The 21,440-nt window shown below is 67.1% G+C and carries 21 protein-coding genes; 10 read left to right on the plus strand and 11 right to left on the minus strand.

Annotated features, from left to right (window positions below):
• Positions 1-15: 15 nt before the first annotated feature.
• On the minus strand, positions 16-1,320 hold the full coding sequence (locus tag ACYQ1Z_RS09160; protein ID WP_459792201.1) for a cation:proton antiporter: 1,305 nt from the start codon (positions 1,318-1,320) through the stop codon (positions 16-18).
• 161 nt (positions 1,321-1,481) lie between these two features.
• Between ACYQ1Z_RS09160 and hutG the strand changes: the two genes are divergently transcribed.
• The 3 genes from hutG (at position 1,482) to ACYQ1Z_RS09175 (ending at position 4,059) form a co-directional block, all read left to right on the plus strand.
• Positions 1,482-2,465: a formimidoylglutamase gene (gene hutG, locus ACYQ1Z_RS09165; protein ID WP_459792202.1), complete on the plus strand. Its 984-nt coding sequence runs from the start codon at positions 1,482-1,484 to the stop codon at positions 2,463-2,465.
• Between the two features lie 101 nt (positions 2,466-2,566).
• Positions 2,567-3,052, plus strand: coding sequence for a transporter substrate-binding domain-containing protein (locus tag ACYQ1Z_RS09170; RefSeq protein ID WP_459792203.1), 486 nt, complete (start codon positions 2,567-2,569; stop codon positions 3,050-3,052).
• A complete protein-coding gene (locus ACYQ1Z_RS09175; RefSeq protein ID WP_459792204.1) occupies positions 3,049-4,059 on the plus strand; it encodes a cation transporter in 1,011 nt (336 codons plus the stop codon). The genes ACYQ1Z_RS09170 and ACYQ1Z_RS09175 overlap by 4 nt, the downstream gene beginning before the upstream one ends.
• 21 nt (positions 4,060-4,080) lie before the next feature.
• On the opposite strand, the gene ACYQ1Z_RS09180 is transcribed toward ACYQ1Z_RS09175, so the two are convergent.
• Both ACYQ1Z_RS09180 and ACYQ1Z_RS09185 read right to left on the minus strand, forming a co-directional pair.
• The gene (locus tag ACYQ1Z_RS09180; protein WP_459792205.1) at positions 4,081-4,758 is read right to left on the minus strand and encodes a response regulator; all 678 of its coding nucleotides are present in this window, start codon (positions 4,756-4,758) and stop codon (positions 4,081-4,083) included.
• Positions 4,755-6,353 carry a sensor histidine kinase gene (locus tag ACYQ1Z_RS09185; RefSeq protein ID WP_459792263.1) on the minus strand — a complete coding sequence of 533 codons (1,599 nt, stop codon included), beginning with the start codon at positions 6,351-6,353 and terminating at the stop codon, positions 4,755-4,757. The genes ACYQ1Z_RS09180 and ACYQ1Z_RS09185 overlap by 4 nt, the downstream gene beginning before the upstream one ends.
• A gap of 243 nt (positions 6,354-6,596) precedes the next feature.
• Here ACYQ1Z_RS09185 and ACYQ1Z_RS09190 point away from each other — a divergent pair, with 243 nt between their 5' ends.
• Genes ACYQ1Z_RS09190 through ACYQ1Z_RS09205 form a run of 4 tightly spaced genes read left to right on the plus strand, consistent with a single transcriptional unit; the run spans position 6,597 to position 10,119 of the window.
• A complete protein-coding gene (locus tag ACYQ1Z_RS09190) occupies positions 6,597-7,607 on the plus strand; it encodes a Bug family tripartite tricarboxylate transporter substrate binding protein (protein WP_459792206.1) in 1,011 nt (336 codons plus the stop codon).
• On the plus strand, positions 7,604-8,107 hold the full coding sequence (locus ACYQ1Z_RS09195; protein ID WP_459792207.1) for a tripartite tricarboxylate transporter TctB family protein: 504 nt from the start codon (positions 7,604-7,606) through the stop codon (positions 8,105-8,107). The genes ACYQ1Z_RS09190 and ACYQ1Z_RS09195 overlap by 4 nt, the downstream gene beginning before the upstream one ends.
• Positions 8,108-9,730 (plus strand): tripartite tricarboxylate transporter permease, encoded by a 1,623-nt coding sequence (locus tag ACYQ1Z_RS09200; protein WP_459792208.1) that lies wholly within the window; start codon positions 8,108-8,110, stop codon positions 9,728-9,730.
• Complete coding sequence (locus ACYQ1Z_RS09205) at positions 9,727-10,119, plus strand: universal stress protein (protein WP_459792209.1); 393 nt, start codon at positions 9,727-9,729, stop codon at positions 10,117-10,119. Before ACYQ1Z_RS09200 ends, ACYQ1Z_RS09205 begins: the two co-directional genes overlap by 4 nt.
• A gap of 12 nt (positions 10,120-10,131) precedes the next feature.
• On the opposite strand, the gene ACYQ1Z_RS09210 is transcribed toward ACYQ1Z_RS09205, so the two are convergent.
• Positions 10,132-11,001 (minus strand): fumarylacetoacetate hydrolase family protein, encoded by an 870-nt coding sequence (locus ACYQ1Z_RS09210; RefSeq protein WP_459792210.1) that lies wholly within the window; start codon positions 10,999-11,001, stop codon positions 10,132-10,134.
• A gap of 235 nt (positions 11,002-11,236) precedes the next feature.
• Between ACYQ1Z_RS09210 and ACYQ1Z_RS09215 the strand changes: the two genes are divergently transcribed.
• A complete protein-coding gene (locus tag ACYQ1Z_RS09215) occupies positions 11,237-11,497 on the plus strand; it encodes a hypothetical protein (protein ID WP_459792211.1) in 261 nt (86 codons plus the stop codon).
• Between the two features lie 91 nt (positions 11,498-11,588).
• Here ACYQ1Z_RS09215 and ACYQ1Z_RS09220 read toward each other — a convergent pair whose 3' ends face one another.
• The 4 genes from ACYQ1Z_RS09220 to ACYQ1Z_RS09235 all read right to left on the minus strand — a co-directional run bounded on the left by ACYQ1Z_RS09220 (position 11,589) and on the right by ACYQ1Z_RS09235 (position 16,392).
• Complete coding sequence (locus ACYQ1Z_RS09220) at positions 11,589-11,834, minus strand: hypothetical protein (RefSeq protein WP_459792212.1); 246 nt, start codon at positions 11,832-11,834, stop codon at positions 11,589-11,591.
• Between the two features lie 175 nt (positions 11,835-12,009).
• Positions 12,010-13,602 (minus strand): histidine ammonia-lyase, encoded by a 1,593-nt coding sequence (gene hutH / locus ACYQ1Z_RS09225; protein WP_459792213.1) that lies wholly within the window; start codon positions 13,600-13,602, stop codon positions 12,010-12,012.
• Between the two features lie 101 nt (positions 13,603-13,703).
• Complete coding sequence (locus tag ACYQ1Z_RS09230) at positions 13,704-15,434, minus strand: urocanate hydratase (protein ID WP_459792214.1); 1,731 nt, start codon at positions 15,432-15,434, stop codon at positions 13,704-13,706.
• 136 nt (positions 15,435-15,570) lie between these two features.
• Positions 15,571-16,392, minus strand: a complete 822-nt coding sequence (locus ACYQ1Z_RS09235) for an IclR family transcriptional regulator (protein WP_459792215.1) — start codon at positions 16,390-16,392, stop codon at positions 15,571-15,573.
• A gap of 290 nt (positions 16,393-16,682) precedes the next feature.
• On the opposite strand from ACYQ1Z_RS09235, the gene ACYQ1Z_RS09240 reads away from it, so the two are divergent.
• Complete coding sequence (locus ACYQ1Z_RS09240) at positions 16,683-18,170, plus strand: amino acid permease (RefSeq protein WP_459792216.1); 1,488 nt, start codon at positions 16,683-16,685, stop codon at positions 18,168-18,170.
• Between the two features lie 34 nt (positions 18,171-18,204).
• Here the strand turns inward: ACYQ1Z_RS09240 and ACYQ1Z_RS09245 are convergent, their stop codons facing one another.
• Together ACYQ1Z_RS09245 and ACYQ1Z_RS09250 are read right to left on the minus strand one after the other, a co-directional pair.
• Positions 18,205-19,002: an HNH endonuclease signature motif containing protein gene (locus tag ACYQ1Z_RS09245; protein WP_459792217.1), complete on the minus strand. Its 798-nt coding sequence runs from the start codon at positions 19,000-19,002 to the stop codon at positions 18,205-18,207.
• A 34-nt stretch (positions 19,003-19,036) separates the two neighbouring features.
• A complete protein-coding gene (locus ACYQ1Z_RS09250) occupies positions 19,037-19,735 on the minus strand; it encodes a hypothetical protein (RefSeq protein WP_459792218.1) in 699 nt (232 codons plus the stop codon).
• A 119-nt stretch (positions 19,736-19,854) separates the two neighbouring features.
• Between ACYQ1Z_RS09250 and ACYQ1Z_RS09255 the strand changes: the two genes are divergently transcribed.
• Positions 19,855-20,490, plus strand: coding sequence for a LysE family translocator (locus tag ACYQ1Z_RS09255; protein ID WP_459792219.1), 636 nt, complete (start codon positions 19,855-19,857; stop codon positions 20,488-20,490).
• A 63-nt stretch (positions 20,491-20,553) separates the two neighbouring features.
• Here the strand turns inward: ACYQ1Z_RS09255 and ACYQ1Z_RS09260 are convergent, their stop codons facing one another.
• The gene (locus ACYQ1Z_RS09260; RefSeq protein WP_459792220.1) at positions 20,554-21,417 is read right to left on the minus strand and encodes an SDR family oxidoreductase; all 864 of its coding nucleotides are present in this window, start codon (positions 21,415-21,417) and stop codon (positions 20,554-20,556) included.
• Positions 21,418-21,440 lie beyond the last annotated feature (23 nt).

The following is a 21,440-nucleotide window of genomic DNA, read 5'->3' on the forward strand; positions in this document are numbered from 1 at the left end:
CGCGCTTCCCTCCGGTTAGACGGGCGTGTTGGGCGCCAGGCCCTCATCCCCGGACACCGCCCGGGCCTTTTTCTCGCGGAGCCGGTCCAGCCGGTTCATGAGCGGTGAGGTGGTGGCGCCATGGATCACGATGGACAGCGCCACCACCAGGCCGATGAAGGCCCACAGCCGCTCGGCCTGGTCGCCGAACTGTCCCTTGCCCAGGGCGTAGGCGAGGTAGTACAGCGAGCCGATCCCGCGGATCCCGAAAAACGACAAGGCGATGCGCTCCCGCGGCCCGGTCTTGCCGCCCAGCAGTCCCAGCCACCCGGCGAGGGGACGGACCACCAGCAGGAACGCCAACGCGACCAGGACCTCCGGCCACCCGATGCTGTCCAGCATCCCGCGTGCGATTGCCCCGCCCAGGAGCACCAGGATCACCACCGTCAAAAGCCGTTCCAACTGCTCCACGTAGGAGTGCAGCACCCGGTGGTAACCGTGCGTCCGTTCAGCGGCCCGGATGGTGAGGGCGCAAACGAACACGGCAATGAATCCATATCCCTCCACCATCTCGGTCAGCCCGTACGCCAGGAACGTGGCGGCAAGGGCCACGAACCCTTCCGAATGGTTGGACAGCCGGAGGCTTTCCTTCCGCGCCGAGAAGAACATCCGGGCGAGTACCTTGCCGGTCAGGAATCCCACGAGCAGCCCGGCCGCCAGCCGCCACAGGACGTCCAGCCCGAACCATTCGGGAAACCACGCCGACGGCGAGGACCCGGCGACGCTGATGGCAATGGCCAGGTACACGAACGGGAACGCCAGGCCGTCGTTGAGGCCGGCCTCCGACGTCAGGCCGAACCGCACCTCATCCTCCTTGGCGGTGCCTTCCTCATCGTCCGCGGGTTCGCCGACCTGCACCTCCGACGCCAGGACAGGATCCGTCGGGGCCAGGCTGGAGGCCACCAGCAGGGCCGCGCCAAGGCCCAGCCCCAGGAACCACAAGCCCATAAGGGTCAGCACGACGATGCACAACGGCATGGCAATGCCCAGCAGCCGCCACGTAGTGGACCAGCCGCGGCGGTCCACCGGCCGGTCCAGCGCAAGCCCGGCGCCCATCAGGGAGATGATCACGCAGATCTCCGCCAGGTGCAGGATGAAGTCGCCGTGTGCCACCGGATCCGGATCCGGCAGCGTGGGAATGAGGGCAAACGACGCCATCCCCGCGCTTAGGAAGACCATGGGCATCGAAAACGGCATGTTGCGCAGCAGCTTGGGCAGCACTGCGGCGACGAACACCGCCACACCCGCGGCGGCAAACAGGATATTGGGGGCTTCAAACACGGTGCTGTTCTCCGGCCTTGGTTGAGGCAAAGCTGACGCAGTCCCCGGGAAGGGATTGCTCCACCATAGCCCCTGCCCCTCTCACATCCGGTTCTTGGATTCCAGACACCACGGCGGCGGCGCTGCTGGTTTTCGCCTCCCGCATGCGGTGAGCTTGGGACATGGCTTTCCCCACCCTTTTTATTGACACCGCACCCGAGCCCTGGACAGGCAGGTTCGACGGCGACGGGCCCGGGCACCGCCGCTGGTGGCAGGCGGTAGCCCCGTACGGGGATGCGGCGCCGCGCCTGGGCGGAGCCGACGCCCCCGACAGTACAAGCGCTTCTGGAAAGCCGGCCGTCCTTCTCGGGTTTTGCAGCGATGAAGGGGTCCGCAGGAACAAGGGCCGCTCCGGCGCCGCGGCCGCGCCGGCGGCAATCCGCAAGGCGCTGGGCCCGCTGGCCTGGCATCTCAATCGCAGCGTTGCAGACGCCGGGGACGTGGTGGTGGCCGGCGGCGCGCTTGAAGATGCCCAGGCCCGGCTGGGCAGCGCCGTCACGGAACTGCTCGACGCCGGACACCTGACGGCGGTGCTGGGCGGCGGCCATGAGACGGCCTATGCCAGCTACCTGGGCGTAAGCGCATCGGAGGAGGTGCAGCGCGGGAAGCGGCTTGGGGTACTGAACCTGGACGCCCACTTCGACCTCCGCGACGAGCCCGTTCCGAGTTCGGGCACGCCGTTCCTCCAGATGGCCCGTGCCGAAGCCGCCGCCGGGCGCGACTTCCGCTACGCCGTCATCGGCATCTCGGAAGCCAACAACACCAGGGCCCTTTTCGACACTGCCGGACAGCTGGGCGTGGACTACCTGCTGGACGAGGACTGCGGGCCGGAGGAGGCCCGCGCCTTCGTGGCGTCCTTCCTCGCCGGCGTCGACGTCCTGTACCTGACCATCGACCTTGATGTGCTGCCGGCCTCGGTCGCACCCGGAGTCAGCGCCCCCGCCGGGTTCGGCGTGCCGCTGCCGGTCATCAGCGCCGTCTGCCGCCAGGTTGCCGCCAGCGGGAAGCTCATCCACCTTGACATCGCGGAACTCAACCCCGCGTTCGATGTGGACGGGCGCACCGCACGCACAGCGGCGCGGCTGCTCGACACACTGCTGCGGTAACCCGCCGCCGGGCGCACGCATGCCGCTTGCCACGCCATTTCCGCAATTGGTAAGCATGCTGTCTATCATGGGGGTGATCGACCTGTTGAAGGGAGTGGCCCATGAGACGCGGCACTATCCTGGCCTGCCTGCTGGCAGCATTGCTGGCCCTCACGGCCTGCGGAACCTACCCGGCTGACCCGGACGGGACGCTGGACCGGGTCCGCGGCGGAACCTTGCGCGTCGGCGCCAGCGCCAACGGCGACTGGGTGCGCCTGCCGGACGGCGGCGCCGGCCCTGACCGGGTGGAGGGCACGGAGGCGGACCTGGTCCGGCAGTTCGCGGACCGCATGGGGGCCGAAGTGGAGTGGGTGCAAGGCACCGAACACGTCCTGGCCGAAGAGCTTAAGCACGGCGCCCTGGATCTGGTGATTGGCGGGCTGGACGACAAAACGCCCTGGTCAACACACGCCGGGCTCACCCGCCCCTACACCGAGTCGAGGGACAGCCGAGGATCCTTGCACAAGCACGTGATGCTGGTGCCCCTGGGCGAGAATGCGTTCCTGCTGGAACTGGACCGCTTCCTGCTGGAAGGCGGACAGCCATGAGTACGCTCCGCGGCGGCGGCACAGTCCGGTTCGGCCACACCGAACTCCCGTCCGAGCAGCAGGAAGCTCTGGCGAAGGCCCGGAAGTACGAGTGGATCACCATCGTTTTCCTCGCGGTGTCCACAGCTATGGTGTACGGCGTGCTGGGCAACTCGCAGGCGATGAAGGCCGCATGGGTGGAGGACCTGCTGTCCTTCCTGCCTCCCCTCTCCTTCCTGCTCGCCGCCCGGGTCATCCGCAAACGCCCCTCGGTGGACCACCCCTATGGCTACCACCGGGCAGTCGGTGTGGCCCACGTCGTGGCCGCGGTGGCCCTGACGGTCATGGGCGCCTACCTGATCGTCGACTCAGCCATCGGGCTCCTCACCGCCGAGCACCCCACCATCGGCGGTTTCAACTTCTTCGGACAGACCATCTGGCTGGGCTGGCTGATGATCGCGGCGATGATCCTGACGGCAGGACCACCCATCTGGCTGGGGCACGTCAAGATGAAGCTCGCCGAAAAACTCCACGACAAGGTCCTTTACGCGGACGCGGACATGAACAAGGCCGACTGGATGACCGCGGCGGCGGCCGCCGTGGGCGTCGCCGGGATCGGCCTGGGCTGGTGGTGGGCGGACTACGCCGCCGCCATCATCATCTCCGGCAGCATCCTGCACGACGGCGTCCGCAACACCCGCGCCGCCGTCTCGGCGCTGATGGACAAGCGGGCCATGACGTACGACGACGGCGCTCCGCACCCGCTGGCCCGCCGCCTAAATGCCTACCTCCGGGGCCTGCCGTGGGCTTCCGAGGCCGGGTCACGGATCCGGGACGAGGGCCACGTGTTCCACGTGGAATCGTTCGTGGTGCCCACGGGAGACCGCATGCCAAGCCTGGAGCAGCTGGAGCAGGCCCGCAAGGAGTGCATTGCCATGGACTGGAAGGTCCGGGACATGGTGCTCGTTCCGGTTGCCGAACTGCCCTCGGAGTTCCTGCCCGGGCCCAATGACGGCGGCGAGCGCTGAACGCGCGGAGCGGCAGGATCCCTAGGCTTTCAGCAAATACCTGCGCTCGGGCCGCCCCACCCCGTACTTGAGCCGGACTTCGAGCAGGTTTTCGTCGTAGAGGTACTCAAGGTAGCGGCGCGCGCTGACCCGGGACGTGCCCAACTGTTCGGCGACCTCGGCGGCCGACACGTCGCCGTCGGCCTCTTTCAAAGCCGCTTCCACGAGCTTGAGGGTTTCCACGCTGCACCCCTTGGGAAGCGGCCGCCCGCCCTGCGCCGGGCTGCGGTCCAAGCCGAAGACGCGGTTCACGTCGGACTGCTCGGCCACGTCCTTGGCGGAGTCCAGGCCCTGGTAGGCGCTGCGGTAATGCTCCAGGCGCTCCTGCAGGTCCGTCTGGGAGAACGGCTTGATCAGGTAATGCACTATGCCGCCGCGCAACGCCTTCCGCACCGTGTCCACTTCCCGGGCAGCGCTGATAACCAGCACGTCCAGCTCGGGAGCCACCTCCCGCAGCCGGTGCATCAGGTCCAGGCCGTTGATGTCCGGCAGGTGGATGTCCAGCAACACCAGGTCCGGCCGCAGGCGCTCCGTTTCCGCGATGGCCTGGGTGCCGGTATGGGCGGCCCCCACCACCGTGAAGCCGGAGGTCCGCTGGATGAACCCGGCGTGGACCTTGGCCACCATGAAGTCGTCATCGACTATCAGGACCTTGATCATGTATGTACACCTCTTTTGAAGCGGGCCGTGAAAACTGCCCCATTGTCATTGTCCACCGTCAGGTCGCCGCCGGACCTCCGGCAGACCACGCGGGAGAGTGCCAGGCCGAACCCGCGCCCGCCTTCCCGCGGGGAGTCCTTGGTGCTGAAGCCCTGCCGGAAGATCTCCTCCGCGGCTTCCGCTGGGACGCCGGGTCCATTGTCCCGGACGGTCAGGATGACGTCACCGCCGCTGTCCTCCACCAGCACCTGCACCAAAGCCTGGCCGCCGGCGTGCACGACCACCTGCCCGGGCCCGGAGACGGCGTCGAACGCGTTGTCCACGAGGTTCCCCGCCACCGTGGCGAGGTCCCGGGAAAGCTCATCGCTGACGGGGTGGAGCCTTGACCGGGGATCCAGCTGGAGCGTAACGCCACGCTCCGTGGCCAGGCTGGACTTTGCGATGAGCAGCGCTGCCAGGGCGGGATCGTGGATCCGGCCCGTCACCTCGTCATTGAGCCTGGTGCGGTCCACCGTGGCACCGTTGACGAACTGCACCACGGAATCGTAGTCGCCGATCTGGATCAGCCCGGAAATTACGTGCAGCTGGTTGGCGAACTCGTGGGCCTGGGCGCGCAGCGTGTCCGTGGCCGTGCGCGTGGCACCGAGTTCCCGCTCCAGCGAGGACAGCTCCGTCCTGTCGCGCAGTGTGGTGACGGAGCCGATCGCGCGGCCGCGGGACCGGATGGGCACCCGGTTCGCCACCACCAGCCGGTCCCCCACCAGCACCAGCTGGTCCGGGTCCGGCTGGTCGCGGGTAAGCACCGCTTTCACCGCCGGGTCCACCGGAAGGGACGCGACACGCTTGCCCACGCAGTCCGCGGGCAGGCCCAGCAGTTCCCGCGCACTGTCGTTGGCCACGGTGACCCGTTCGTTCAGGTCGAGGGCCACCACACCCTCCTTGAGCCCGTGAAGCATGGCTTCACGGTTCTCCACCAGGCCGGTGATCTCGCTCGGTTCCATGCCCAGGGTCTGCCGCTTCACCCGCCGGGACAGCAGGAAGGACCCCGCCACACCCAGGACGCTGGCCACGCCGACGTAGGTAAGCAGGTTGGGAACGGCGTCGCCCAGCCGCTCCAGCGTGGTGGGGTAGTTCCTGCTGATGGACGCAATGCCGATCACCTTGCCTGAATCGTCGAGGACGGGAACGTGGGCGGACAGGACGGCGCTGCCGCTCCCGGCGACCACCCCGGTCCACGACCGGCCTTCCATGACCCGGCTTTCCCCCAGCTCAAGCTTCTGGCCCAGGAGTCCGGGGTCGGAGGTGGCAACAACCGTCCGGTCCAGCTTTGCCAGCGCGACCTGGGCGGACCCGGAGACTGTGCGCACGGACTCCGCCACGGCGGGAAGCGCGGCGCCGGCCCTGGGCTCGGCCGTGGGCAGCAGTTCCCGGACGGTTGGATTGTTGCCGAGCGCTTCGGCGGCGGACAGGGCGCGGCGGCCCTCAACACGCTCGAAGGTGGCGGCGGACTGGGCAAGCGATATGGCCACCACGGCCACCAGCACCGCCAGGACGATCAGCAACTGCAGCACGAGGTACTGCCCCGCAAGGGACATCCCTCTTCGTCGAGTCACTTTGTGTTGCTTTCCCTGGTTTCCATGCCCGGCAGCCGGCCTGCCGCGATTACCGGGAACTATATCCCACCGGTGTGCTGCCGGGCGGCTGCGGGCGCACCGGGCGGTGAACTCAATGAACTTAACTTTCTCTGCGTACACAAGCGTGACCGGCATCACGCGGGTCCCTAGCATCGAAGCACCAAGTCAGTTACTGCTGATCGTTTTTCAGAGAAGAGGAACACCATGCGCCAGATCCGCGCATTGCGAGTCGCCGCCGTCGCTGCCGGCATCGCCCTGATGGCCACCGGCTGCGGTGCCACCGGAAAGAGCTCCACCGGAACGGAAAGCTCCGGCGCAGCCGCAGGCCCCATCACCGGCCTCCAGATCATGGTCCCCAACACCCCCGGCGGCGGCTACGACACAACCGCCCGCGCCGCGGCGAAGGTCCTCGAGGACGAGAAAATCACCAGCAACACCGAGGTCTTCAACCTCGCCGGCGCCGGCGGCACCGTGGGCCTTGCCCGCGTTGTCAACGAAAAGGGCAACGGCGACCTCGCCATGCTGATGGGCCTGGGCGTCGTGGGTGCCAGCTACACCAACAAGTCAGAGTCCAAGCTCACCGAAACCACCCCGCTGGCCCGCCTGATTGAAGAGCCGGGCGCCATCATGGTCAGCAAGGATTCCCCCTACAAGACCATCGATGACCTGGTCACCGCCTGGAAGGCCGATCCCGCCTCGATCTCCGTGGGCGGCGGCTCCTCGCCCGGCGGCCCCGACCACCTGCTGCCGATGCAGCTCGCGGGTGCGGTCGGCATTGACCCAACCAAGGTGAACTTCGTTTCCTACGACGGCGGCGGCGACCTCCTGCCCGCGATCCTGGGCAACAAGCTCGGGTTTGCCGCTTCCGGTGCCGGTGAATACCTGCAGCAGATTGAGTCGGGTGAGGTCCGCGTGCTCGCCACCAGCGGCGAGGAGCGCCTCGAAGGTGTGGACGCCCCCACGCTGAAGGAATCCAACATCGACCTCGTCTTCACCAACTGGCGCGGCATCGTGGCCCCTCCGGGCATCAGCGACGAGGACAAGGCATCCCTGATCGCCGCCCTTGAGAAGATGCACGAAAGCGAAGGCTGGAAGGAAGCCCTGAAGACCCACAGCTGGACCGACGCCTTCATGACCGGTGACGAGTTCAAGTCCTTCCTCACCGAGCAGGACAAGCGGGTGGCGGACGTTCTCACGAAACTGGGCCTGGCGTGAGCTCCTTGGCCACAGCGTTGAAAGGCCGCGCCGAGCTGGGGGTTGCCCTCCTGCTCGGCGCGGCCGGCGTCGTCGTCTTCCTCGATGCCAGCCGCCTGGTGGTGCCATACTCCCAGTCGGATCCCGTGGGTCCCAAGACGGTCCCGTTCATCGTGGCCGGCCTGCTGGTCGTCTGCGCTGTCCTGCTCGCCGTCAACGTCCTGCGCGGTGGAAAGGGTGAAGCGGAAGGCGGCGAGGACATCGAACTCGGCCACCCCGCGGACTGGAAGACGGTCCTGCCCCTGGCCGGCGCGTTCATCCTCAACATCCTGCTCATCGACTGGGCCGGCTGGGTCATTTCCGGGACCGTGCTCTTCTGGGGCTGCGTCCTGGCACTTGGCAGCCGCCACTACATCCGGGACGGACTTATCTCCATTGCCCTGTCGCTGCTGACCTTCTACGGCTTCTACCTTGGCCTCGGCATCGCACTGCCGGCCGGACTCCTGGAAGGAATCCTTTAAATGGACGTCTGGTCCTCCCTGATGGACGGTTTCGCGACCGCCCTGACCCCCATGAACTTCCTGTACGCCGTGATCGGTGTCCTGCTGGGCACCGCCGTCGGCGTCCTGCCGGGCCTCGGCCCGGCCATGACGGTGGCGCTGCTGCTGCCGGTCACCTACGCCCTGGAACCCACCAGCGCCTTCATTATGTTCGCCGGCATCTACTACGGCGGCATGTACGGCGGTTCCACCACGTCCATCCTCCTGAACACACCCGGTGAATCGTCATCAGTGGTGACAGCGATCGAAGGCAACAAGATGGCCAAAGCTGGGCGGGCCGCGCAGGCGCTTGCGACGGCGGCCATCGGCTCGTTCGTTGCCGGCACCATCGGCACCGCCCTCCTCGCGGTCTTCGCACCGGTCGTGGTGCAGTTCGCCGTCAGCCTGGGGGCACCCAGCTACTTCGCGATCATGGTGCTCGCCCTGCTGGCCGTCACTGCCGTCCTGGGCTCGTCCCGGCTCCGCGGTTTCGCGTCACTGGGCCTTGGCCTGGCGATCGGCCTTGTCGGCATCGACTCCGTCACCGGCCAGCGCCGCCTGACATTCGGCCAGCCGCTGCTCGCCGACGGCCTGGATATCGTCGTGGTGGCGGTCGCCATCTTCGCCGTGGGTGAAGCACTTTGGGTGGCGGCGCACCTGCGCCGCACTCCCCTGCACGTGATCCCCGTGGGCCGGCCGTGGATGGGCCGCAAGGACTGGCGCCGCTCCTGGAAGCCATGGCTCCGCGGTACGGCCTTCGGCTTCCCGTTCGGCGCCCTGCCCGCAGGCGGCGCCGAGATCCCCACCTTCCTCTCCTATGTCACCGAAAAGCGCCTGAGCAAGCACCCGGAGGAATTCGGCAAGGGTGCCATCGAGGGCGTGGCCGGTCCTGAAGCCGCCAACAACGCGGCCGCCGCAGGCACCCTGACTCCCATGCTGGCCCTGGGCCTGCCAACCAACGCCACCGCCGCGGTGATGCTGGCCGCGTTCACCACCTACGGCATCCAGCCCGGCCCCCAGCTCTTCTCGAGCCAGGGACCCCTGGTGTGGGCCCTGATCGCGAGCCTGTTCATCGGCAACCTGCTGCTCCTGCTGATCAACCTGCCCCTGGCACCGCTGTGGGCCAAGCTGCTGCAGCTCCCCCGCCCCTACCTCTATGCAGGCATCCTCTTCTTCGCCACGCTGGGTGCCTACTCGGTGAACCTGCAGGCGTTCGACCTGGTGATCCTGCTGGTGCTCGGTGCGCTGGGCTTCATGATGCGGCGCTTCGGCCTGCCGGTCCTGCCGCTGATCCTCGGCGTCATCCTCGGTCCCCGGATCGAAGGGCAGCTGCGCAAGACGCTGCAGCTCAGCGCCGGCGACCCCGTGGGCCTGTTCAGCGAGCCGATCGCCGTCGTCGTCTACATCATCGTGGCACTCGTCCTGGTCTGGCCCCTGGTCTTCAAGCTGTTCCGGCGCAACCGGCCCGCTGCCGCAGCAGTGCCGCCACCCGCCGGAGAAGTGAAAGGCCCTGAAGCGCCTGCACGCGAAGGGCGTGAGGCCGGGCACCAGCAGGGTTCCCATGAGGTGCACGTCCATCATTCAGACAAGAAGGAGCAGTTATGACGATCGTTGTGGGATACGTCCCCACCCCGGAAGGCGAAGCGGCCCTGACGCAAGCCATTGCCGAAGCCCGGAAGAGCAACACGAAACTGCTGGTTATCAACTCATCGAAGGGCGACGCCCTGGTGGATAACCGTTATGCCCAGGAGCCTGAAATCCAGAGCATCGAGGAGCGGCTGGCCACCCAGGGCATCGACCACGTGATCAAGCAGCCGGTCCGTGGACACGACGCGGCCGCCGAGGTGCTTGACGCCGCGGAGGAGAACAATGCCGAACTGATCGTCATCGGCCTGCGCCGCCGGACGCCGGTGGGCAAGCTGATCATGGGCAGCGTCTCGCAGCGCATCCTGCTCGAGGCGGACTGCCCCGTCCTCGCCGTCAAGGCAGGCTGAGTGTTTTAGCGCCTACGCACCCGCGCGGTACAGTTCCTGGCGCTGGCGGCCCAGCCCCTCCACCTCTACCTCCACCACATCGCCCGGCTGGAGGTAGGGGAAGCGGCCGCTCAGCGCCACCCCTTCCGGAGTCCCGGTGATGATCACATCGCCGGGCTCCAGGCGCATGTACTGGCTGCAGTGGTGTACCAGGGTGGCCGCACCGAAAATAAGGCCGGAGGTTTTCGAGTCCTGCCGCGGCTCCCCGTTGACCCAGCTGCGCAAGGCGAGGTTGCCGCCGTCGATGTCCTCAGCAGGCACCAGCCACGGTCCCAGCGGAGTGGAACCCGGCAGCGTTTTGCCCTTGGTCCACTGCCCGGCCGCTCCCGGCAGCTGGTACTCGCGCTCGGAGAAGTCGTTGGCCGTGACATAGCCTGCGATGCAGGCCAAAGCTTCCTCCTCGGTTGCAAGGTAGCTGGCCTCCCGGCCAATCACGACGCCCATTTCCACTTCCCAGTCATAACTGTTGGAGAGCGGCGGCACTGCGGCACGGTCGTACGGTCCGGTGACGGTGTTGCTGGGCTTGAGGAACATCACCGGAACTTCCGGCGGTGCGGAGCCGGATTCCGCGGCGTGGGCTGCGTAGTTCATGCCGATGCCCACCACGGCCCCGGGCCGGGCCACCGGGGAACCCACCCGGAGGCCTTCCGCGTTCCTCAGAACCGGAAGGGTTCCGGTCGCCAGCGCAGTCCGGACCTTGCCGACGCCGCCGGAACTCAGGAAAGCGCCGTCCACATCGTGTGTGAGGGGCAGCAGGCTGTAGTAGCGATCCGTACCGTCGGCTGCGGGGACCAGGACCGCGGGCTGCTCGTTGCCGACCTCGCCAAGGCGCATGATTTTCACGATGAAACTCCTCTGGTTCACGGAACGGTTTGACCACCGGCTCCCATCGTCGCGGCTGCCGCAGCCGCCCGCCAAATCGGCGTTTTATGACCGGAAAGGCTGCCCCGCCAATTCCCGTGAGGGAAGGGTTTGAACCGCAGTCACATTGGGTATACAAGAACGGACATCTGACATCTGGGTGGTTGAAGGGTAAACTGATTTAGCCCTCCGGCACAAAACACAGAAAGTTCAGCGCATGACTACAGCAACCATGGAACGCATTCCGGCCTCCGCGGAGCCCGCGGAAGCACCGGCCGTCCGGTCCATCGATCTCGAATTTTTCAGCGCGCGCGACGTGCACGCCGGCCTGGAAGAGGCAGTTGCCGAGCTGATCGAGGTGGCCAGCCAGGACGCAACCTGCGGAATCCTGGTGACCCGGCTGCACCCGGGCCGCTACACCGTGGCCCTGGACGAGTCCGTCCCCTTCGGTGAGACCTACGAGGCCTCCGCAGCCTGACTGCCGCCCCGGCAAAGAGACCCAAAGCAAAATCCCCGCCCTGCCGTAGGCAGAGCGGGGATTTGCTGTATCTTCCGGGACTTAGGGCCTGCTAGCCGCGGCGGACCTGGACGCCATCGGATTTCAGGAAGAGCTCCTTGTCCGTCGAACCTGCCGGACCTGTCGGCACAAGCCACAGGACGTTTCCGCTCTGGGACACCTCTTCCACCTCCCCGCCGGCTACCACATGCGCATGCTTGATGATCTCGACACGGTCACCAACCCGGAGCGTTCTCCAGTCGGATACCACGGCGGAATGGGCATGGCGCCTCGATAGGACTGCCCCACGTGCTTTCATTTGAACTTCTACCCCTTTGTATACGTTCCCTGCCACAGCCTCTTTGATGTGACTTTCACTACATCTTCAGTTCTACTACACTCCGTGGGTCCCGGCGGGCTCCGCCGCCGGAAATTCCACTAAGTGGACAGGAGCGCGGCAGGACCTGAAGATCCTTCGGTTGCCGGCCGGTTCTTCAGGCCAGGGTTCCGACGGCGGATTCGGCTGCCCGCGTAACGTCACCCGCGGCCACCAGCCGGTCAGCCGCTTCCAGTTCCGGAGAGAGGAAACGGTCCGGGCCCGGCCCGTCCACGACCTTCCGCAGCGCTTCCACGACGGCGGCGCCTGCCGGACCCGGGGTGAGGACCCCGCCCGAGAGCTGCGTGCGGATGTCGAGGGCACGCGCGGAGGTCACCAGCTCGATGGCCAGGACCCGGCGGAGGTTCTCGACTGCTTTGCGGAGTTTCCGGGCGGCATGCCAGCCCATGGACACGTGGTCCTCCTGCATGGCCGAGCTCGGGATGGAGTCCACGGATGCGGGGACGGCGAGCCGCTTGTTGTCCGAGACCAGGCCGGCCTGGGTGTACTGGGCGATCATGAGTCCTGAGTCCACGCCGGGGTCGGCAGCCAGGAAGGCGGGCAGTCCGTGGGACCGGGCAGGGTCCAGCATCCTGTCCGTCCGGCGTTCGGCGATGGAGCTGAGGTCCGCCACCGCGATGGCCAGGTAATCGAGGACGTACGCCACGGGTGCGCCGTGGAAGTTGCCGTTGGAGCTGACCCGGCCGTCCGGCAGGACCACCGGGTTATCGATGGCAGCGGCCAGTTCGCGGGTTGCCACGAGTTCGGCGTGGTCAACCGTGTCGCGGACGGCCCCGGCAACCTGCGGCGCGCAGCGCAGCGAGTAAGCGTCCTGCACCCGGTTGTCGCCCACCTTGTGGGAGGCAACGATCGCGGAATCCGACAGGACGCGGAGCATGTTGTCGGCGCTGGCGGCCTGGCCGGGGTGGGGACGGAGCGCCGCGTGCAGCTCCGGCAGGAACACCTGGTCGGTGCCCAGCAGGGCCTCCACGCTGAGCGCAGCGGTGATGTCCGCCGTCGTCAACAGCCGGCGAAGGTCCGCGATGGCCATCAGGAGCATGCCCAGCATTCCCTCGGTGCCGTTGACCAGCGCGAGGCCTTCTTTCTCCGCAAGGGTGACCGGCTCAATGCCGTGCTGCGCAAGCAGCTCAGCGACCGGCGGCTCGCCGTGCCCGCCGTAGCGGACGCCGTCGGGCCCTTCCGCTTCGCCTTCGCCCATGAGTACCAGCGCGCAGTGCGAAAGCGGGGCGAGGTCGCCGGAGCAGCCGAGCGAACCAAATTCGCGGACCACGGGCGTGATGCCGGCGTTGAGGACGTTCACCATGGTCTGCAGGACCACGGGGCGGACACCGGTGCGGCCGGATGCCAGGGTCTTGGCGCGCAGGAACATGATGGCGCGGACCACCTCGCGTTCCACGGCCGGGCCCATGCCCGCGGCGTGGCTGCGGATCAGGGATTTCTGCAGCTGGGTGCGCAGGTCATTGGGGATGTGCCGGTTGGCGAGGGCGCCGAAGCCGGTGGAGATACCGTAGGCGGGGGTGTCGCTGGAGGCGAGGCTGTCAATGTGCGCGCGGACTTTGGCGACGGTTTCGAGTGCTTCCGGGGCGACGGTCACCTTGGCGTTGTGGCGTGCGACGGCGAGGACATCCTCGGGCGTGACGCCGCTGGTCCCGAGGGTGACGGTCAGCGGTTCGTGGGTGATCGTGGTCATGGTTCCTACTTCGGTGATTTCCCAACCAGGTAGCAGTAGTTGTTGTTATGAGCCTTCAAAACGACAACTGGTGCGAGTCAGTTGGGTTTGCGGGATGTCGGTTAGCGGTTCTCGTTCATGGGGATGCGGACGCCGCGTTCCTTGGCGACCTCGACGGCGCGGTCGTAGCCGGCGTCGGCGTGGCGGATGACGCCCATGCCGGGATCGTTGGTGAGGAGGCGCTCAAGCTTCTCGGCGGCCAGGTCCGTACCGTCGGCCACGGACACTTGGCCGGCATGGATGGACCGGCCGATGCCGACGCCGCCGCCGTGGTGGATGGACACCCACGTGGCGCCGGAGGCAGTGTTGAGCAGGGCGTTCAGCAGGGGCCAGTCGGCAATGGCGTCCGAACCGTCGGCCATGGCTTCGGTCTCGCGGTACGGGGAAGCGACGGAGCCGGAGTCCAGGTGGTCGCGGCCGATCACGATGGGTGCTTTGACCTTGCCTTCCTTGACGAGCCGGTTGAACAACTGGCCGGCCTTGGCGCGTTCGCCGTATCCCAGCCAGCAGATGCGGGCCGGCAGGCCTTCGAACTCCACCCGGTCCTGCGCGGCGTCGATCCACTTGTGCAGGTGCTTGTTCTCCGGGAAGAGTTCCTTGATGGCCTCATCGGTGACGCGGATGTCCTCCGGGTCACCGGAGAGCGCCACCCAGCGGAAAGGTCCGAGCCCTTCGCAGAACAGCGGGCGGATGTAGGCGGGGACGAAGCCGGGGAATTCGAAGGCACGGGCATAGCCGCCCTTGCGGGCCTCGTCCCGGATGGAATTGCCGTAGTCGAACACCTCTGCGCCGGCGTCCTGGAATTCCACCATGGCCTGCACGTGGCGGGCCATCGAGGCCTGGGCCTTCTTGGTGAAGCCTTCGGGATCCGCTTCGGCTTCGCGGTGCCATTCGTCCACGGAAATGCCCTCCGGCAGGTAGGACAGGGGGTCGTGGGCGCTGGTCTGGTCGGTGACGACGTCCACGGTCAGCTCGCCGGCCTTGTGGCGGCGCAGCAGCTCCGGGAAGATCTCGGCGGCATTGCCCACGTAGCCCACGGACCAGCCGCGGCGCTCCTGCTTGGCCTTGAGCACTTTGGCGATGGCGGCCTCGAGGTCTGTTTCCACCTCGTCCAGGTAGCGCTTGCCGGCGCGGCGGCGCAGGCGGGTTTCATCGACGTCGACGATCAGGCAGGCGCCGTCGTTCAGGGTGACGGCGAGCGGCTGGGCACCGCCCATGCCGCCGCAGCCGCCGGTCAGGGTCAGGGTTCCGGCGAGCGGGCCCTCGGCGGAGCCGTCTGCTGCGGGAGCGGAATGGCGGCCCGCTTCGGCCAGTTTGCGTCCGACGGCGGCGAAGGTTTCGTAAGTGCCCTGCAGGATGCCTTGCGTGCCAATGTAGATCCAGGAGCCGGCCGTCATCTGGCCGTACATCATCAGGCCTTCGGCCTCGAGGCGGCGGAATTCGGGCCAGGTGGCCCAGTCGCCCACGAGGTTGGAGTTGGCCAGCAGGACCCGGGGAGCCCATTCGTGGGTGCGGAAGACGCCCACCGGCTTGCCGGACTGGACCAGGAGGGTCTCGTCCTTTTCCATGGTTTCGAGCGTGCGGGTGATGGCGTCGAAGGCAGCCCAGGAGCGGACGGCGCGGCCGGTCCCGCCGTAGACCACGAGGTCGTCGGGGCGTTCCGCGACCTCGGGGTCGAGGTTGTTCATCAGCATGCGCAGCGGCGCCTCAGTCTGCCAGGACTTGGCGGTGAGCTCAGTGCCGCGGGCTGCTTTGACCGGGCGGGCACCGGTGGTGAAATCGGCGGGTGCCATTGTGGCTCCTTTTCATTGTGTGTCTGTGATGGGAAAGAACTTCTGTATCAACTAAAGCCCTCTGTGGGAGGGGCAGACAGGGGTTTTAGGTCGGTGCTGTCCGGTATCCCGGACAAGCCCCTGCCGTTCGTAAGGGTTATTTGACGGGGCGGCCGTGGAGGCGGACGGACAACTCGTCCGCCACCTTCTGGACCCGTGCCGCGAGTACCGGCCAGTCGTGCGCAGGCAGCTTGTCCTCGAGGAAAGTCACGGCGACGGCGGCTGTCGGCCACCCCAGGTGGTCGGTCACGGCCGCGGCGATGGACCCGAAGCCCGGGGTCACTTCGCCGTGTTCGGTGGCGTAGCCGCGTTGCCGCACCTGGTCCAGGTGCGAGGACAGGGCCGAGTACTTCATGATGGCGCCCTCCACCTCGTGCCGTGCGGTGAAGGCAGCGGCGTTGGGGTACAGTGCGCGGACCTGTGACTTGGGCAGGGCCGCAAGGATGGCCCGGCCGCTGGCGGTGAGGTGGCTGGGAAGGCGGACGCCGACGTCGGTTACCAGGGAAGGACGGTTTTTGGCCCGTTCCTCCACAATGTAGAGCACGTCCCGTCCGTGCAGCACCGCAAGGTGCGCACTCTCCCCCAGTGCATCCACCAGGGATGCGAGCAGGGGCCGGCCCAGCCTTGAGAGAGGTTCCTGGCGGGAATAAGCGGAGCTGAGCTCGAAGGCGCTGATGCCCAGCCCGTACCGCTGCTCCTCATGGAGATGCAGGACGAAGCCGTTGGCCTCCATGACCCCCAGCAGGTGGTAGACACTGGACCTTGGCAGGCCCAGGGAGGCGGCGATCTGCGACGCGGCCATCGGACCGCGGCGTGACGCCAGCAGCTTCAGGATGCGCAGCGTATTCTCCGCAGCTGGCACTTTGGATGCCACCCTGTTTTCGCGCGCCGCCCGCGGCTGCGCTTCAGCCAACGCCATCCCGTCTCCTTCCTCAGTGCCCCCAGCCTGTCCGGTATTACATACTCAAGTCTGCCTGTCCCGCAGCCTGCCGGACAGCGGTCCCGGCCCTGGCATGTCCGGGATATCAGACAATTGCGCCGGTAGCACCGCCCAGCGCCCGGGGCCTCCGGAGAGCTGCAAGTTACCGGTGGAGTGCCGGTTCCACAGTCTGAGATGAAAGACACCAAAGCCCGGTGAGGCTGATCACGTCCTGCCCGGAAATGGTGTGCTGGTTAGCGGCCCCCTCCCAAAGACGAGAAGGTACATTTATGCGACCAGCACCAACCCCCACCACGAACGACAGCCCGGCCGAAAAACAGTCCCCAGCCGCTGCCGGAAGCGTCCTCAACCGTGGTCTCAATGTGCGCCACATCCGGTTCATGGCCCTCGGTTCCGCAATCGGCACCGGCCTTTTCTACGGGTCCGCCTCCGCCATCCAGAAGGCCGGTCCCGCGGTACTCCTGGCGTACATGATTGGCGGCGCTGCCGTTTTTATGGTGATGCGTGCCCTCGGCGAGATGGCCGTGCGGCACCCGGTGTCCGGCTCCTTCGGACAGTACGCGAGCCGGTATCTCGGGCCCCTGGCCGGCTTCGTGACCGGCTGGACCTACGTGTTCGAAATGGCCATCGTCGCCATCGCCGACGTCACGGCCTTCAGCATCTACATGGGATTCTGGTTCCCGCAGGTGGAGCGCTGGGTCTGGATCCTCGCGATCATCTTCTTCCTGGCCGCCTTGAACCTCCTCAGCGTCAAGGTCTTCGGCGAACTGGAGTTCTGGTTCTCGCTGATCAAGGTCGCGGCAATCATCGCGATGATCGCCGGTGGGGCCGCGATCATCGTCTTCGGCTTCCAGGCAGGAGGGTCCACCGCGGAACCGGGGCTGGGCAACCTCGTGGAGCACGGCGGCTTCTTGCCGTTCGGTTTTGAGGGGCTGCTCGCCTCGTTCGCTGTGGTGATGTTCGCCTTCGGCGGTATCGAAACACTGGGCATCACCGCCGGCGAGGCCGCAGACCCCAAGAAGGTCATTCCACAGGCCGTCAACACGGTCCCGGTCCGAGTCCTGCTGTTCTACGTCCTGACACTCGGTGTGCTGATGAGCCTCTTCCCATGGAACGCCGTCGGCAGCAATGGCAGCCCGTTTGTCCAGATCTTCAGCGGCCTGGGCATTCCGGCCGCCCCGCATATCCTGAACGCCGTGGTGATCACCGCGGCACTGTCGGCAATCAACAGCGACATCTTCGGTGCCGGCCGCATCCTTTTCGGCCTGTCCCGGCAGGGCCATGCCCCAACCGCCTTCGGCAAGGTGTCCCGGCACGGCGTCCCGTGGCTGACTGTGGTGATGATGGCATCGATCCTCCTCGTGGGGGTCGTCCTGAACGCCGTCATTCCCGAGGACGTCTTCGTCATCATCGCCTCGATCGCCACCTTCGCCACTGTCTGGGTGTGGGTGATGATCCTCGCCTCACACGTGGCGATGAAACGGGAAATCGCCCGGGGCAACCTGCCGCCGTCGGAATTCCCGTCCCCTTGGTGGCCGGCCGCCTCCATCCTGACCATCGCCTTCATGATGCTGGTCATCGCGGTGCTCGGCGCGTTCGAGGATACCCGGACCGCCCTCTATGTGGGCGGTGCGTGGCTGCTCCTGCTGGTCCTCGCCTACCGGCTGTGGGTCAGGGGGGACGGCCGACGGCGGGCCGACCTTGTGGACGAAACCTCACCGCTGCCGGTGGTCACTGCTGCCCGCAGCAGCGACTGATACCGCTGGGGCTTATGGCCGGGTTTCGGCAGGCTCAACCACGGTTGCCGGGACACGCGCGCGGGAGCTTGAGTCCGTCCGGTAGGTGTGGTGGTTCCCAGTCCTGGGATTCGCTGGTGTAGGTGCGGCCCGAGGGGGAGGTCCAACCCGGTGGCCGGTCCTTGGTAGCCGGGCTGGGTTTCCAGCCGCTGGTGTGTTTCATCCGGTGATGCTTCGGGCAGAGCTGTCCCAGGTTATTGATGCCCGTGGTCCCACCGTGGTGCCAGGCGAGCAGGTGGTCAGCTTCGTTGTCGAGGGAGTTGTTGCTGCAGCCCGGGAACGGGCATCTACCGTCCCGCAACCGCAGCCAGCGCCGCAGGGCTGCCGAAATCCGGTAATTCTTGCGGCCGATCTCCAGCGGCGCCCCGTCCCGGGGGTCGACCAGGACCCGGTAGAACGACGCTGCCCCGTCCGCGATAAGCCGGCGGGCCATCGACGCCGGGATCGGCCCGTGCCCGTCCAGCACCGCCGGCTCATCCGTGACCCCCATCATCGACAACACCGGGACCATCACCAGCACCTCCGCGCGCGGCGACGGGATCTCCGCCACCCCGGCCATATACGCAGCCGCCGCACCTGCGCCTGCCCCGGTACCCGCCGACTCAAGTGTTCCGGTGCTGAGGAGTGCCGTGGCTCCGATGTCGGCCATCAACTGCGGCAGGGAGCGCGGTTCATCAGGGCCCTGGAGTCCGCGGGCGAGGGCCCTGGTCCGGTTCCAACAGGCGTTGGCCTTGTCCGCGGGCAGGAGCAGGGAGATCCAGGCCATTCCGTCCCGGTCCGGGGAATACTCCATCCGTCGGCCCGCCACACCCCGGGCGTGCCGGACTTCAATCGATCCGGTCCTGGCGTTCCCGCCAGGACCGGATCTTCCGCCGCAACCTCGCTGGCGGCAACTCCCCCGCCAAACCACCAGGGGCGGCAGGCAACGCTTCGGGAGCGTCGGTGCCGTTGTCCTCCAGGCCGAGGAAATGCGCTTCCAGGGCTGCCGTGGCGACCGGATCAAGACCCGTGGCCTCATCAACGATGACCTGGGCGTTCTGCCACGACAAAGTACCAGCCTGCAACGCGTGCAGCGCAGCCGGCAAAGAACTCGTCATCGCATGCGAGGCACCAATGAGTGCACCCGCTGCACGTTCGCCAATGGTCAGGACACAGGCAACCTCGGCCACCAAGGCCATCTCCTGCCCCTTGACCCACCCCGGGCCGGACGCCGGATCCTCCAACGCAGCTACCGCACCCACATGCCCGCCCACCAACCGCATCTTCACCGCAGCCAAGGCAGCCTCAGCCCGGCTGACTATCAACAACCCGTCCAGGCACCCGTCAGCAAACGCACGCAAGGGATCGGCGATACGGGCAGCAGCAGCATTATCGCCAACAGATGCGTCTTCGTCTCCAGCAAACGCAGGCCCGCTGACAAGGCCTGCAAGACCCTCAACGAAGCCGCCCAGCGACGCAACAGCAGCCGCAATCCCGGCCCCGCCTCCTGCGCCCCGGAATCCCCCGGTGGTGGCTTCGATTCCCATACCCACATGCTTTTCACCGGGGTACGACATTCCTGTCCGTATCCTGCCAAGCCACGGAGTCCGGACCAGGGTCTCGACAGGCTCAACCACCACTCCGGGTTCCGGGGCTAAGATCAGGCATGGTTCCGCTGTCCAACCTGCTGGCGTTTTCGCTGGCCTCCGTGGTGCTGATCGCCGTTCCGGGTCCCAGTGTGCTGTTCGTGATTGGCCGGTCGCTCGCGCTCGGCTGGAAGGGCGGCGTCCTTACTGTCATGGGCAATGTCTGCGGACAGTTTCTGCAGGTGGCCGCCGTGGCTTTGGGCGTCGGCATCGTGGTGGCGCAGTCGGTGATCCTGTTCAGCCTGGTGAAATTCGCGGGGGCCGCTTATCTCATCTACCTCGGGGTCCAGGCGATCAGGCACCGGCGGAGCCACGCCGTCTCCGTCAGGGGCACGGCCCAAAACTCCCCGTGGCGGCTGGTGGGCCAAGGCGCGGTTGTGGGAGCAACGAACCCCAAATCCGTGGTGTTCTTCGTTGCCGTGCTGCCGCAGTTCGTTGATTACCCGTCCGGCGCCATCCCGATGCAGCTCGGACTGCTCGGCGCGGTGTTCCTGCTGATTGCCGTCGTCTCGGACAGCCTGTGGGCCGTGGCCGCCGGCACGGCCCGGGAGTGGTTCGCCCGTTCGCCGCGGCGGGTGTCTGCGGTGGAGGCCACGGGCGGTGCGCTCATGATCGGCCTCGGCGGGACCCTTGCCCTGACCGTCAGCAAGTCGTAATCCGCAAAGCAGCAGGTGCCCCGCCCCGGAACCGGACGGGGCACCTGCTGCGCGTGCTCCTGGCTAAGCCGAGGCGGCGGCGGTCCGGACCGCGTCGGTGAGCGACGTCGTCGTACGTCCAATCAGCCGATGCAGGTCGCCGGTGCTGACCAGGAGGTCGCCACGGGCGATGCCGAGGTCGGAGTCGGCCAGGATCTCCGCGAAGGCCTCCGGGACGCCAACGCTGGTGAGCAGGCCTGCGTAATCCTCCGCCGGCATGTTGTTGTACCTGATGTCCTTGCCGGTGGCGGCGCTGATTTCCGCGGCGAGGTCGGCCATGGTGAAGGCTTCGTCACCACCCAGCTCGTAGACCTTGCCGGCCTGCCCCTCGGCAACAAGGACGGCCGCGGCGGCGTGGGCGTAATCCGCCCGGGCTGCGCCGCTGACCTTGCCGTCACCCGCGCTGCCGGCGATGGCCCCCTGCGCGAGGGTTCCGGGAAGCTGTTCCGTGTAGTTCTCGAGGTACCAGCCGTTGCGCAGCAGCACGAACGGGACGCCGGATTCGCGCAGGATTTCTTCGGTTGCCTGGTGCTCGCCCGCCAGCTTCATGCTGGTTGTGTCGGCATTGGCGATGCTGGTGTAGGCCAGCAGTTCCACGCCTTCGGCCTTCGCAGCCTCAATGACGGTGCGGTGCTGCCGCACCCGCCGGCCGACCTCGCTGCCGGAGATCAGCAGCACGCGGCGGGCGCCAGCCAGGGCTGCGGCAACGGATGCAGCATCGGAGTAGTCGATGGCGCGGACAACAACGCCCTGCCCGGCGAAGTCCGCCAGTTTGTCGGTGGAACGTCCGGTGGCCACGATCTCTTCGGCGGGGACGTTGCGCTCCAGCAGTGCCTGGATGACGTGGCGGCCCAGCTGTCCGGTGGCTCCTGTTACAACGATGCTCACAATGGTTTCCCTTCAGTAGAGGT

The sequence above is a fragment of the Arthrobacter sp. AD-310 genome (genome assembly GCF_054656615.1).

What these genes read in the sequence shown, in the direction of transcription:
- hutG (WP_459792202.1), top strand. Translation starts at nt 1,482, where the DNA reads ATGGCTTTCCCCACCCTTTTTATTGACACCGCACCCGAGCCCTGGACA.
- ACYQ1Z_RS09170 (WP_459792203.1), top strand. Translation starts at nt 2,567, where the DNA reads ATGAGACGCGGCACTATCCTGGCCTGCCTGCTGGCAGCATTGCTGGCC.
- ACYQ1Z_RS09175 (WP_459792204.1), top strand. Translation starts at nt 3,049, where the DNA reads ATGAGTACGCTCCGCGGCGGCGGCACAGTCCGGTTCGGCCACACCGAA.
- ACYQ1Z_RS09180 (WP_459792205.1), bottom strand. Translation starts at nt 4,758, where the DNA reads ATGATCAAGGTCCTGATAGTCGATGACGACTTCATGGTGGCCAAGGTC.
- ACYQ1Z_RS09185 (WP_459792263.1), bottom strand. Translation starts at nt 6,353, where the DNA reads ATGTCCCTTGCGGGGCAGTACCTCGTGCTGCAGTTGCTGATCGTCCTG.
- ACYQ1Z_RS09190 (WP_459792206.1), top strand. Translation starts at nt 6,597, where the DNA reads ATGCGCCAGATCCGCGCATTGCGAGTCGCCGCCGTCGCTGCCGGCATC.
- ACYQ1Z_RS09200 (WP_459792208.1), top strand. Translation starts at nt 8,108, where the DNA reads ATGGACGTCTGGTCCTCCCTGATGGACGGTTTCGCGACCGCCCTGACC.
- ACYQ1Z_RS09205 (WP_459792209.1), top strand. Translation starts at nt 9,727, where the DNA reads ATGACGATCGTTGTGGGATACGTCCCCACCCCGGAAGGCGAAGCGGCC.
- ACYQ1Z_RS09215 (WP_459792211.1), top strand. Translation starts at nt 11,237, where the DNA reads ATGACTACAGCAACCATGGAACGCATTCCGGCCTCCGCGGAGCCCGCG.
- ACYQ1Z_RS09220 (WP_459792212.1), bottom strand. Translation starts at nt 11,834, where the DNA reads ATGAAAGCACGTGGGGCAGTCCTATCGAGGCGCCATGCCCATTCCGCC.
- hutH (WP_459792213.1), bottom strand. Translation starts at nt 13,602, where the DNA reads ATGACCACGATCACCCACGAACCGCTGACCGTCACCCTCGGGACCAGC.
- ACYQ1Z_RS09230 (WP_459792214.1), bottom strand. Translation starts at nt 15,434, where the DNA reads ATGGCACCCGCCGATTTCACCACCGGTGCCCGCCCGGTCAAAGCAGCC.
- ACYQ1Z_RS09235 (WP_459792215.1), bottom strand. Translation starts at nt 16,392, where the DNA reads ATGGCGTTGGCTGAAGCGCAGCCGCGGGCGGCGCGCGAAAACAGGGTG.
- ACYQ1Z_RS09240 (WP_459792216.1), top strand. Translation starts at nt 16,683, where the DNA reads ATGCGACCAGCACCAACCCCCACCACGAACGACAGCCCGGCCGAAAAA.
- ACYQ1Z_RS09245 (WP_459792217.1), bottom strand. Translation starts at nt 19,002, where the DNA reads ATGGAGTATTCCCCGGACCGGGACGGAATGGCCTGGATCTCCCTGCTC.
- ACYQ1Z_RS09250 (WP_459792218.1), bottom strand. Translation starts at nt 19,735, where the DNA reads ATGGGAATCGAAGCCACCACCGGGGGATTCCGGGGCGCAGGAGGCGGG.
- ACYQ1Z_RS09255 (WP_459792219.1), top strand. Translation starts at nt 19,855, where the DNA reads ATGGTTCCGCTGTCCAACCTGCTGGCGTTTTCGCTGGCCTCCGTGGTG.